The 12,245-nt window shown below is 63.7% G+C and carries 10 protein-coding genes; 6 read left to right on the top strand and 4 right to left on the bottom strand.

What is annotated here, in order from left to right; translation table 11 throughout:
- The 4 genes from NZM16_RS05500 to NZM16_RS05485 form a co-directional block, all read left to right on the top strand.
- Positions 1-2,090 (top strand): RtcB family protein (locus NZM16_RS05500; protein WP_295479176.1); only part of this gene is annotated, 2,090 nt, incomplete at its 5' end.
- A 105-nt stretch (positions 2,091-2,195) separates the two neighbouring features.
- Positions 2,196-2,936, top strand: a complete 741-nt coding sequence (locus NZM16_RS05495; protein WP_295452147.1) for a YggS family pyridoxal phosphate-dependent enzyme — start codon at positions 2,196-2,198, stop codon at positions 2,934-2,936.
- Between the two features lie 123 nt (positions 2,937-3,059).
- Entirely contained in the window at positions 3,060-3,326 is a 267-nt protein-coding gene (locus NZM16_RS05490) for a YggT family protein (protein ID WP_295452144.1), read from the top strand.
- Positions 3,327-3,656: 330 nt separating this feature from the next.
- Complete coding sequence (locus NZM16_RS05485; RefSeq protein WP_295452142.1) at positions 3,657-3,851, top strand: hypothetical protein; 195 nt, start codon at positions 3,657-3,659, stop codon at positions 3,849-3,851.
- Positions 3,852-3,936: 85 nt separating this feature from the next.
- Here the strand turns inward: NZM16_RS05485 and rpsU are convergent, their stop codons facing one another.
- The 4 genes from rpsU to proS all read right to left on the bottom strand — a co-directional run bounded on the left by rpsU (position 3,937) and on the right by proS (position 8,442).
- Positions 3,937-4,149 carry a 30S ribosomal protein S21 gene (rpsU, locus tag NZM16_RS05480; protein WP_352429015.1) on the bottom strand — a complete coding sequence of 71 codons (213 nt, stop codon included), beginning with the start codon at positions 4,147-4,149 and terminating at the stop codon, positions 3,937-3,939.
- A 289-nt stretch (positions 4,150-4,438) separates the two neighbouring features.
- Positions 4,439-5,359 (bottom strand): carboxypeptidase-like regulatory domain-containing protein, encoded by a 921-nt coding sequence (locus tag NZM16_RS05475; RefSeq protein ID WP_295479173.1) that lies wholly within the window; start codon positions 5,357-5,359, stop codon positions 4,439-4,441.
- Between the two features lie 333 nt (positions 5,360-5,692).
- Positions 5,693-6,796: a class II aldolase/adducin family protein gene (locus NZM16_RS05470; RefSeq protein WP_295452135.1), complete on the bottom strand. Its 1,104-nt coding sequence runs from the start codon at positions 6,794-6,796 to the stop codon at positions 5,693-5,695.
- Between the two features lie 215 nt (positions 6,797-7,011).
- Positions 7,012-8,442: a proline--tRNA ligase gene (gene proS, locus NZM16_RS05465; protein ID WP_295452132.1), complete on the bottom strand. Its 1,431-nt coding sequence runs from the start codon at positions 8,440-8,442 to the stop codon at positions 7,012-7,014.
- 440 nt (positions 8,443-8,882) lie between these two features.
- Between proS and NZM16_RS05460 the strand changes: the two genes are divergently transcribed.
- Together NZM16_RS05460 and cdaA are read left to right on the top strand one after the other, a co-directional pair.
- Positions 8,883-11,141: a tetratricopeptide repeat protein gene (locus NZM16_RS05460; RefSeq protein WP_295479170.1), complete on the top strand. Its 2,259-nt coding sequence runs from the start codon at positions 8,883-8,885 to the stop codon at positions 11,139-11,141.
- Positions 11,142-11,229: 88 nt separating this feature from the next.
- Positions 11,230-12,102 carry a diadenylate cyclase CdaA gene (gene cdaA / locus NZM16_RS05455; RefSeq protein WP_295452128.1) on the top strand — a complete coding sequence of 291 codons (873 nt, stop codon included), beginning with the start codon at positions 11,230-11,232 and terminating at the stop codon, positions 12,100-12,102.
- Positions 12,103-12,245 lie beyond the last annotated feature (143 nt).

The following is a 12,245-nucleotide window of genomic DNA, read 5'->3' as shown; positions in this document are numbered from 1 at the left end:
ACCCCCCACGGCTGGGGTATGGGGCTTACCTTCGCTCCCGGCGCCGAAGGGGCGTGATTCGAACCTCCTACCGGACATACGAAGTTGCAAGCGTTGTCGGCGAGCTGGAGGTGAATTCAACAGGGTTGGTCGCTCTGCTGGCTGCCATGGGACTACCACTGGGGCGGAAGACGGAGCAGGCGGATCGGATCCCGAAGTGGCTCAAGCAGGCGCCGCTCTGGCAGCAGCGTCTCTTTCTTGCTGCATTCTTCGGCGCAGAGTTGACTGGGACTGCACTACACGCTAGCTCCCGTGTGAAGTTCCGTCGGCCGGTTCTGACGATCGCTAAGGCGGAGCATCGCGTGGCCGATGGTTACCGCTTCCTTGCAGACATCGCGGAGATGCTTCAGAGGTTCGAGGTTCAAACATCTGGAATCTATGTGGAAAAGCAGGCGCTTCGGCGGGCTGATGGGTCTCGTTCGTTTATCCTTCGGTTACTGATCTCCGGACGTGTAGACAACCTGATCCGCTTCTTCACGCGGATCGGGGTGGAATACAACCGCGAGCGTCGCTTCAGGAGCCTCGTCGGCGCTCAGTATCTGAAGCGCAAGCGGGCCGTGCGGGAGGCTCGCCAGCTTCTCCGTCAGGAGATCTCGGGGGCGCGCCGGCAGGGTCTGTCTGTTGCATCAGTGGTAGCAGGTGCTCCAATGCCCGTGAACGCCCGCTTTGTGGAGAACTCTGTCGGGTCTAATAGGTATCTGGGGGCTGGCCTGCCGCGGGATTTTCCGGACTTTGAGGCTTACATGGCCCAGGCGACGCAGGGGCTCGGCCAATCCGGCGTAGTCTGGGAGGAGATTGAGCGCATCGAACCCATTGAAGGCCATCCCGGCCCAGTGTATGACTTTACTGTAGAGCACCCAGATCACAATTTCATCGCTAACGGCTTTGTGGTCTCTAATTGCGGGGTTCGCCTGCTGGCCACGGATCTGACCCAAGAACAGATCGCACCGCACTTGGCGGAGCTGGCCACACGGATCTACTACAACTGCCCCAGCGGGGTGGGCTCCGAAGGCCACGTGCCCCTGACCATGAAGCAGCTGGATGAGGTGCTGGCCGAGGGCGCTCGCTGGGCGCTGCGCCACGGCTACGCCCGCCCGGAGGACCTGGAGCACACCGAGGAGTTCGGCTGCATGCCGAACGCCGACCCGGACAAGGCCACGCCCAAGGCTAAGGAACGGGGGAAGGATCAGCTGGGCACCCTGGGCGCCGGGAACCACTTCATCGAGGTCGACGTGGTGGAGGAGATCTTCGACCCGGCCGGCGCGGAGCGGATGGGCCTCTTCCAGGGGCAGGTGGCGGTGCAGATCCATTGCGGCTCGCGGGGCTTCGGCCATCAGATCTGCACCGATTACTTGCAGCGCTTCGAACGGGTGATCCACAAATACGGCATCAAGCTTCCGGACAAGGAGCTGATGTGCGCGCCCATCGATAGCCCGGAGGGACAGGACTACCTCCAGGCGATGGCCTGCGCCGCCAATTTCGCCTTCTGCAACCGGCAGATCCTGGCCCACTACATCCGCAAGAGCTTCGAGGAAGTCCTCCGGCCGAAGGGCATCGCCCACGACGTCTGGCAGGTTTACGATATCGCCCACAACATGGGCAAGATCGAAACCCACGAAATCGATGGCCAGCGGATGACGGTGTGCGTCCACCGGAAGGGGGCCACCCGCGCCTGGGGTCCGGGCTCCCCCGGGCTGCCGAAGAAATACACGGACATCGGACAGCCGGTCCTGATCCCCGGCTCCATGGGCACGGCGTCCTATGTGTTGCTGGGGACCCCCGGATCGATGGCCCAGACGTTCGGGAGCACCTGCCACGGGGCGGGGCGGGTGATGAGCCGGGCCCAGGCCAAGCGGGAGATTCGAGGGGAGAAGCTTAAGGCCGAGCTGGAGGGCCAGGGCATCGTGGTCCGCGCCGGCTCGATGGCGGGCCTGGCTGAGGAAGCCCCCAAAGCCTACAAGGATGTCAGCCGCGTGGTCGAGGTCGTTCACCACGCGGGGATCGCCAAGAAGGTGGCCCGGCTGCGGCCCATCGCGGTGATCAAGGGATGAAGCTTTATCCTTGGCAAGCCTGGGATGGGGAGACGGCGGGATGGCGGCGAGGCCGTCTCGCCGTCTCTGTGCCTTTAGCCTCTCCGAGGAGGTCGCTTCCCGAAGATGAGCCCCTCCATCGCCGAGCGCTGGGAACAGGTTCAGGAGCGGATCGCCCGCGCGGCCCGTCGGGCCGGCCGCGATCCGGCGACGATCCAGGTGGTGGCGGTGACCAAGACGGTGCCGCCGGAACGGATCGTCGAGGCCTATGCATGCGGGTTGCGGATCTTCGGGGAGAACCGGGTGGAGGAGGCGGAAGAGAAAATCCCTCAGGTGCAGGCCTTGCTGGGAAGCGAGGCGGCGATCCAATGGCATATGGTGGGCCACCTGCAACGACGGAAGGCCCGGCGGGCCCTGCGCCTGTTCGAGGTGATCCATTCGGTGGATTCGGTGCCGCTGGCGGAGAAGCTCAGCCGGCTCGCCGCGGAGGAAGGGCGGCCGGTGAAAATCCTCCTGGAATGCAACGTCTCCGGCGAAGCCAGCAAATACGGCTTCCTTCTGGATCGCTGGGAGGAGGATGCGGCTCAGCGGGAAGCCTTCTTCCAGGCGGTTGCCTGCATCTTGGAGCAGCCGGGTCTGCAGGTCCTCGGGTTGATGACAATGGCCCCGATCGCTCCGGATCCGGAGGCCGTCCGGCCGGTGTTCCGCCGGCTGCGGGCGTTGCGCGACGCCCTGGCTTCGCGGTTTCCCCAGGCTCCCTGGGCGCATCTCTCGATGGGCATGACAGACGATTTCGAGGTGGCGATCGAGGAGGGCGCCACCATGGTCCGCCTAGGGCGGGCGATCTTCGGCGAACGCCCGTCGTGATCTCGCTCTTCTTCTTTTCCATCGCCATCTTAGCCTTTCCTGTCATTGAACGCTGTTCTCCTGGGGGCCTGAGGGGTCGGGGCAGCCGCCACAGCCCCAGAAATTTTTCTTGAGGAAAGCGACATGCCTGGAGCGCTGATCTCCCTCATCGATGCGCTGGTCAATCTCTACGTTCTTCTGATCGTGTTCTATGTGCTCACCTCCTGGATCGGCCTCGACCCGTGGCATCCGGCCCGGCGCCTCCTGGCGAGCGTGGTGGAGCCGGTGTTGAACCCCCTGCGGCGCTACCTCCCCCCGGTGGGCGGTCTGGATTTCAGCCCCATCGTGGCGATCCTGTTGATCGAACTGGCGGGCCAGTTCCTTAGGGCGTTCCTAAGGGCATGGTTCTGAAGGCAAGCGTCTCCCTCCTTTCCCCGCCGCCCTGGGAGCGTCACGGTAAGGGGGAATCCCCAAACTCAGGGCGTCATTGGGCGATGTCTGGCTTCCCCTCTGCCCAACGCCCAGCCGAGAGGGCGCCGGCAAATTTTCTCCGGTTGGCTCTCAATTTTCCCGGATCGCGTTGACGCGCTGAAATAGGTTGATTAGAATCTACGGTGTCGCGAGGGGAACCGAACCCGCCGTTTCTTGGGACCAATCGGGGGCCGGCGGGTGGGCCTGCCCGCCCCCAGGCTTCCTCGAAATCGCTCTTCGAGAACACGCGAGGGGAGGAGGAGATCGGGAATGCTGGCCAAGCGGATTGCGGTGGTCATCGGCGGCCTCATCATTGGGATCGCGCTGGAGCTGTGCGTCCTGTCGCTCTATGCGATCCCGCCGGCGAAATACGGATGGCTTTATCATCTGGGGACGATCGTGCCGCTCGCCCTTGCGGCGATGATCGTGCTGGATGCGGTGCTGAAGACGGAGATGCTCCCCTGAGGGGATTGGAAGATCGACCCGCCGGGTTGTGAAAACAAAAGGGTGGGGGTTCTCCCCACCCTTTTGTTTTCACCGCACGTGATGCTCATAGCAGACCGGCGGCTCGCAGAGCCTTCAGAGTGGTCCGCCGGCTTTTGCGCAGTTTGGCGGCCTTCTTGCGCTTGCGGATCACGCTGGGCGGCTCGTAGTAGCGCCGGCGCCGCAGCTCCGAAAGCAACTTGTCGGCCTGGATCTGCTTGTTGAACCGCTTGAGGGCCGACTCGAAGGACTCCCCTTCCTCAATGATCACGCGGGCCAATGTTCCCACCCCCTTCCAGGTGTTGAGTTCGTCCTCATTATACCCGTTCCGATAAAGAGATGTCAACGCCATGGGCAGCTTCCGAGTTCCGCAGGGGGTGGGGGGCTGGGGCATCGCCTTTGGCGGCGCCCCCAGCCGCAAAGGAGGTTTCCCTCCCCCTTCCGGAGACCTAAAGGGTTCGGGGGAGGGAAGGAGGTTTTGCCGCCTCCTTCCAGAAGGCGCTTCCACCAGATTCACCGCCTAAGGCTGTCTGCGACTTTGGATATCGGTCCGCAGAAAATCTGGTCCTCTATGGCCAGATCCGAAAGGACGAGAAAGCCTCCGCTTGTCGAAGGCCGTCTGAGGCCGTCACATGGACTTCCACCAGTGATCCGGAAGGGAGTGCGCGCACGATGAAATTCCCCTCTGCCAGGCCTGCTTCATCGGTCTCCAGAAGCAGGGGGTCATGCCCGGGGATATGAATGCGAACTCGGGCCCGAGGGACAGGCTGGTTCTCTTCATCGGTCACAAACACCAGGATGGTTTGTAGATCGCCGACCGCCAGGACCGGACGGCGTATGGCGATGCGGACCTGAAGGGCCGAGGAGGTCTGGAGGATCCGGGGGGGAACCCGAGGGTTCAGCCCTCGCGTTCGAGCGTAGGATTCCCCGAGGCCCATGGGCCGCACCGCCTGTTCTGTCGGATCCCATATCAGCTTCATCCGCTGGAAAACCTGGACCGGCCGTCCGTTCTCCACGTAGGGCTCTGTGATCGGGTTGCCGATGAGCTTCGCGCCACCGTGGCGTAACCAGAAGGCGAGGAACATCCCGCTCACCGTGTGGCCGGTCTCCGGGATATAACGCCGGAAAGGCCGGCCCATGGGGATCTGTTGCGGAGGGATCGGTGGGCTTCCCAGGCCCATCGCCTCGGCCACGGGAAGCGGTTGCACCGCCTGATCGGAGGGCGCCAGAGGATCCCAGCGTAAACAGGCGTTTTGAAAGCACTGGATTTGATAGGGAGGCTCTGGGATCGCAGGGGTGATCGGGTAACCGAAGAAGTTCAAACCGCCGTGAGCTTCAAAGAAACTCAGGAAAGGCTCCCGAACCGTTTGGCCGGTTTCCGGGAAAAACCGTTCTCTTGTCCCCTGGGCCAGCCGTCCCCCGAGAACTCCTAACGTTAGGAGCAGAGCTCCAAGAGTTACCTGCACAGGGAACAGGGATGATCGGTTCATCGGGGCGGTCCTGGGAAGTGCCTGCCGCTGTTGGATATGGGCCAGAGCCTTTCGATCCCTCTCCCCCCAGCCCTTTGGGCCGTGGGGAGGAGGATCAAGGAGATGAGGCCATACGTCGCCTCGTGGTGCCACAAGCCTATTTACGCCATGCGCAACTTCGGGCGACAAGTCCGATCCAGGCGCCCTCGGGAGGGAAGCAGGCCATGCCCCTCTCCAGGTCCCCTGCGCTCTGGGGAGGGGGAGGAAAAAATATTCTGGGGGCTGGGGGGCCGCCGAAGGCAGCGCCCAGCCCCAAAACCCCCGGGAGAGCTCGGAAATTGCCCATGGCGTGATTTATTCCATAGGAACCTGGGGGATCACCCGATCGCGCAGGCGCTCCATGATGTCATCCAGATCGCGACCGGTCACCGTGATCCCGTGGTTGCGCAGCCCGATCACTGCCCGCGCGGGATCCGGGGAGCGACGCACCAGCTCGGCCACCTCCGCAGCCAGCTCCCATGTCCCACAGGGATAGTTCACCGCGGTCACCGGAATGCCTTCCATCCAGGCGTGCACATGGATGATCGCCCCTACCTGGGGATGTTCCCGGTAGATCATCCAATGCTCAATGGCATCCACGGAGACGCGGCGGGGCTCGATGTGGGGCGGGACGCTCAGGAGGATCACATTGCGCTCGGCGTCGTAGCCCTTCACCAGGAGAATGTCCCGGCCGATCACCTGCAGGTTCCCCTTATCGACCCCACTGGCGCTCATCCAGAACCGCTCTGTATCTTCCCGCACGCTGAGATTGCCATAGCTCAGGCCGCCCAGTCCATACAATCGTTTCACGTGCTGGAAATCCCGGGGCGGGAGGATTTCCTCCAGCGGGAACGGTGCGGGCAGGAGGTTCAGGGAGGCCAGGAAGCGACCCGCTTCTTTTAATTTCTCTGTCCGCTCGTTGCCGTTCCAGAGCTCTGGCGGCAGGTCGGGATGAAACTCATTATTGATCACCAGGCGAGCCTGGGCCAGCGGAGCCAGCCGTCGGTATATCCGCTCGAAGAAGTCGGCTTCGTCTTCCCTGCACGTCTCCACGTAGTGGCCGAGCTCCAGCGTGACAAAATGGGCTTCCCAGCGGATCCCGTTGGACGAGGCGATGCGGGTTCCCGGGATCAGGACGATGAGGAGGTTGGAGAGCGCGCGGACCAGGATCGGATAGCAGGTCTTCAGGAAATCAGCAGGGGGCTCTGGCAGCTCCACGATCGATGCGACAAAGGTTCCCTGGGATTTGCGCCGGAAGGGTCGGGGGCGATTAGGACTCGTGAAGTTGAGAACCAGGCGGATGTCTGGAGTGGGTTCCTCCTGGAAGATATATCCGTGAGCCCGCAGGGTCTGCCACAATCCCTGGCGGAACCATCGAAGCCCCGGCGTGTCCGCCTGTCCGATCATCACAAAATCCATTGTCCCCTCCCTTCGTCGGTGGAATAGGGCTTACGGGCAATGCGCTCTATGTGAAGGGATAAGCTCCCTCCCTCCTCACCTCTCCCTCTTTCATCACATTAGAAAGACCCCTTTGAGGGCGGAGCCGGATGCCTTCGGGGCCCGGCCCCGCCCCAGGCCCCCGGAGGAATCGGGCCCTTTCCGGCGATCTGGACGTTTGCTCCCAGGTCCAGCGGTTAATAAGCTCGCGCGAAAACCGCCATTTCCGAAGCGGGCTCGTTGCAGACGATGCATCGACCGCGGCCGTCCGGCTGCTCCAGAGGGATGCAACGGTTGGTCGCCGTCGTATCCGCTTTGATCTTCGCCTCGCACTCCGGGCTTCCGCACCACCAGGCCCATGCGAACCCATCGGCGACAGCTTCCCGAAGCTGATCGTAGGTCTCCGGGTAGTGGGTGTGGGCCTTGTGGAAGGCCAGCGCCCGCTGATAGAGATCCGCCTGGATAGCGCTCAGGGTTTCGTGGACCGCGTCCAGAAGCCCCTCCATGGGCACCACCCGCTTCCCTGGGGCGCCCGGCTGATCCCGGCGGGCCAGCACCACCTGCCGCTCGGCCACATCCCGCGGGCCGATCTCGATCCGCAGGGGCACCCCGCGCAGCTCCCACTCGTTGAATTTCCAGCCCGGGGTGTATTCCTCCCGCGCGTCCACCTCCATCCGGATCTCCGGCCCCAGCATCCGTCGGACCTGTTCACAGGTCTCCAGCACCCGAGAGCGCTCCTCGTCGCTTTTCCAGATGGGCACCACGATCACCTGGATGGGCGCCAGGCGGGGCGGCAGGATCAATCCCTTATCATCCCCATGGGCCATGATCACGGCCCCTACCGTTCGTGTGGAGAGGCCATGGGAGGTGGTCCAGGCGTATTGCATCTGGTTCTGGGCGTCCAGGAACCGGATCTCGAAAGCCCGGGAGAAGTTCTGCCCCAGATTGTGGGAAGTGGCCGACTGCAACGCGCGCCCGTCGCCCATCATCGCCTCGATGGTATAGCTGCGCAACGCCCCGGCGAACTTCTCCGCCTCGCTCTTGCGGCCCTGGACCACCGGGATCGCCGCGTCCTCCACCGCGAAGTCCGTGTAGAGATCGAGCACCCGCAGGGCTTCCTCTTCCGCCTCCTCGTAGGTGGCGAAGACAGAATGGGCCTCCTGCCAGAGGAACTCCAGCGTCCGCAGGAAGGGCCGGGTCCGCTTCTCCCAGCGCACCACGTTGCACCACTGATTGATCCGCAGCGGCAGATCCCGGTAGGACTGGATCCATTGGGCATACATATAGCCGATGATGGTCTCCGAGGTCGGGCGCACCACCAGCGGCTCCTCTAAGGTCTCTCCCCCTCCGATGGTCACCACCGCCAGCTCCGGGGAGAAGCCGCTTACGTGCTCCTTTTCTTTTTGAATGAACGAGTAAGGGATGAAGAGCGGGAAATAAGCATTCCGATAGCCGTGGGCTTTAAACCGTCGATCCACAGCCGCCTGGATGTTTTCCCAGATGGCGTAACCGTAAGGTCGGAAGACGATGCATCCCCGGACCGGGGCGTAATCGGCCAGCTCCGCTTCCCGGATGACATCCAGATACCATTGACTGTAATCCTCGTGGCGCGGTGTGATTCGGGCCATCTTCCGGCCTCCTGTTCCTCCTTAGAGTGAGATGGATCGCTCCCGCGATGGTGCAGCCGTCCTCCCCTTTTTTCCCGTGGCCCAAAGGGCAAAGGGCGACGGGGAGAGAGGATAACCCTCACCGCCTCGCTTTGTGAAAGCTATTGTAGCCGGCCCCAAGAACCCTTTCAAGCCGATCCGCATGGGTGGCCCGGGAGATGGGCTCCTTATCGCCGAGGCTCGGAACGACCTGCCTGGGGGAGAACACCATGGCACGCGCGCCTCAGCAAGAGGCCCCTCCTCTCAGGAGGGTGAGGGGCATATAGAAGCGTATAGGGTTCGGGGAAGATCCGCCCTCCGCAAACCTGGGACATACCCATCGGGGATCCTTCAGCGCTCCTTCGTTCACCGTTTAATGTTATACTTGCACTTTGAGGCATCCAACAGGCGAGGGATCGGCGATGGAAGGGGATCGCCTGCGTTACGAACAGGCGTTGAGACGCGGGCACGAGGCCATCTGGCAAAAGCAGTGGTCGGTGGCGATCGCGGCCTATCGGGAGGCGCTGGAGGCCTTTCCGGATCAGCCGGAGGCCCTGACGGGATTGGGCTTGGCGTGCATGGAGGCCGGTCAATATGAGGGGGCCGTTGCAGCCTTTCGGCAGCTGGCGCGCCTTCGCCCGGGCGATCCCACGCCGGCGCTCCGCCTTGCGGAGGTTTATCAACGCGCTGGCCGCGCCGCGGAGGCGGCAGCCCACTACCACCAGGCCGGCCGGTCGTTCGCAGAGCAGGGGGATCTCCGACGGGCGGTTCAGGCATGGGTCCAGGCGATCCGATTGGAGCCCGGGCGGGTCGAGACCCTGGAAGCGCTGGCCCAGGCATATCGGCAGCTTCATCAGCCGGAAGCGGCGATCCGGGTTGATCTTGCCCGGGCCCGTGCCTGGGTCCAGCAGGGGGATTTGCAGCGGGCTCTGGAAGCCGTCAGCGCCGCGCTTGCCCTGGATCCCGATCATCCTCAGGCGCTTCAGGCGCGGGACTGGCTGCGGGCTCAGCTCACTCACCGAACCGGCACCGGCCCATTGCCGATGCTTCCCCCACGGGGGGCGGAGGCCGAGACGGAACGGGCTCGGGCCGAAGCCTTCTGGATGCTGCCGCCGGAGGAAGCAGAGCCCCCCGTGGATCCGATCCGTCGGGCGCTCTCGCTGGCGCTTCAGACGCTGGCCGATCTGGTGTTCTCTGAGGATCATGGAGCGTTCTCCGAAGAAGAGTGGTTCCGGATCAACGCGGGATTGGGGCGGGCGGTGGATGCGCATTCCCGGGGCCAGTGGCGGGAGGCCCTAGTCCTTTACGAACAGGTGCTGGCGGCCGGATTGGAGCACCCGGCTCTGATGTTCGCCGTAGGAGCTATCCTGGCCGAATTGAAGCGTTGTGACGAAGCCGCCTCCCGGCTCCAACCAGCGCTGACTTCCTCGGCCTATCGCTTGGCTGGCCTGCTCCTGCTGGCCCGCTGCGAAGAGCGTCATGGAACCCCAGAGCGGGCGGTGGAGCGCTATCTCGAGGCCCTGGAGTATATCGAGCAGGAGTTGCTTTATAAAGGCCAGGCGGAGGGGCTGCGCGAGCGTTATCGCTTCCTGCGCGCCTGGATCCTGCGACATCCAGATCAGCAGATGGTTCTCCAGAAGGAGGTCCAGCAGATCCTGGAAAGCCCCACGTGGCTGGATCGTGTCACCCTGATCCGGCGAGCTCTGGATCAATGGACGGCGGGGACACCGTTCCAGCTGACGCTGGCGGAGGCGCTGATGTTCCCGGAGGGGGAGCGCCTCCTGAGCGAGCTGGGGCAGGCTTACGCCTGGGCTCAGCAGGGCCTGTCCTATAGCGCGGTGGAGGAAGTGATGCGGATCGTGGCGGAGAGGCCCTTCGCGCCGCTGGCCCATCTGGCCCTGGGCCAGCTGCTCGCCTGGGGCCATCGCAGTCAGGCAGCGGTGGGGAAATTCCGGGCCCTGGGCGAGTATTTCCTGTTCATGGAAGATCCCTACATGGCGCTGGCCGCTTTCGAGCAGGCCCTTCGGCTTGCTCCGCTCGATCTGCCGACCCTGCATCGGTTCCTCCAGCTCTCTCAGGAGCTGGGGGATCCTTCCCGCACGATCCAGGCCTTCGCCGGCATGGCGGACGCGTATTTACAGATGGCGAACCTGGAACAGGCGGAGCGGATCTGTCGGGAGGGGCTGGATTGGGCTGCTCGACGGGGGCTTCCAGGCGCAGCGCTCCGGCCGCTCCTGCTCCGGCTGGTGGAAATCGCTGTTCAGCGCCTGGATTGGGCCCAGGCGATCGAGCCCCTGGAACGGCTCCGGACGATCGATCCGAAGGATCTGGAGATCCGCTGGGGCCTGGCGGAGGCCTACCTGCGGGCCCACCGGCCGGAGCAAGGACTGCAGGAGGCACGGGATCTGGTGGATCAGGCGCGGGCGACCGGCCGGCTGGCCGAGGCGGCGTCGAACCTGGAGGAGCTGATCGCGCTCTTCCCGGAAGAGCCGGGCTTGCGGCAGCTGGCGGCTCAGGTTCACCTGGAGCTCGGCCAGATGGAATCTGCGATCACCCATCTGGAGCAAATCGGTGAGCACTATCTTCGACAGGGGCGCTTGAACGACGCTCGGGCGGTCTATCAATCCCTGATCCAGCTGAATCCGGACCGTGCCATGCATTATCGGGCATTGATGGGTTAACGCCGCTTCCTCGCCTGAAGGGCCGCTTTTCCATGGGGTTTTCAGGGGAACGTTCTCCTCGAAGATCCAGCAAAATGGGTGAGCTTTCGTGCGGGATCTGGTCTATCTTCTCGATCAGCTCAACTGGGTTAGTCTGATCGATATCGGGCTGGTGGCTCTCCTCTTTTTCGGGATCCTGTATTCCCTGAAAGGGACGCCGGCGGTCACGCTGATCCGGGGCCTGTTCATCCTGATCCTGCTGGTGCTGATCCTGAGCGGGCCTTTGAGCTCCCTTCGGGCGATGCGCTGGCTCCTGGAGCGAACCCTGCCGGCCCTTCTCCTGGCGATCCCGATCATTTTCCAGCCTGAACTTCGTCGAGCGCTGGAGCGGTTGGGTCGCGTGGGGCTCTGGCTGCAGCGGGATCCCCAGGAAGCCCGGGCCGATGAGGTCATCGAGGCTCTGGTGCAGGCCTGTCCACGTCTGGCCGAGCGCCGCCATGGCGCTTTGATCGTCCTGGAGCGCACCACAGGCCTGGAGAATTATATCGAAACCGGGATCCGGTTGGATGCCCGGGTGACCCCTGAGCTGTTGATGACCATCTTCGCGCCCAACACCATTTTGCATGACGGCGCGGTGATTATCCGGGATGGGCGGGTGGTGGCCGCCGGTTGCATTTTGCCGCTCACGACGGGGTGGGTAGGGGATCCACAACTGGGCCTGCGCCATCGCGCGGCCATCGGGATCACCGAGGTGAGCGATGCCCTGGCGATTGTGATCTCCGAGGAACGGGGGATGATCTCGGTGGCCCTGAACGGGCGGATGGTGCGCCGATTGGACGCGCGGCGTCTGGAGCTGGTGTTGCGGAACTTTTACAGCCCTCCACCAGAGGTCGTGCGGACCCAGCGATGGCTCCAGGAGTTGCGGGATCTGGGGCGACGGGCGTGGGTTCTCTTCTTCCCCCATCAGGGAGGTCGAGGATAGGCGGAATCCATTCGGCCATTCGGAGAAAGAGAAAAGATTTCATTGTTGGCGGGGCCGGGGGCCCCCCGCCCCCCCCCCCCACCCCCCACCCCCCCCGCGGAACCCACAAAAAAAGAGGTAGCCAATAACCCAAGGTCTCGCCC

The organism is Thermoflexus sp. (assembly GCF_025055495.1).
GTDB lineage: Bacteria > Chloroflexota > Anaerolineae > Thermoflexales > Thermoflexaceae > Thermoflexus.
Note: the sequence above shows the minus strand (reverse complement) of the source record. Positions and strands in the feature narration are given on the sequence as shown.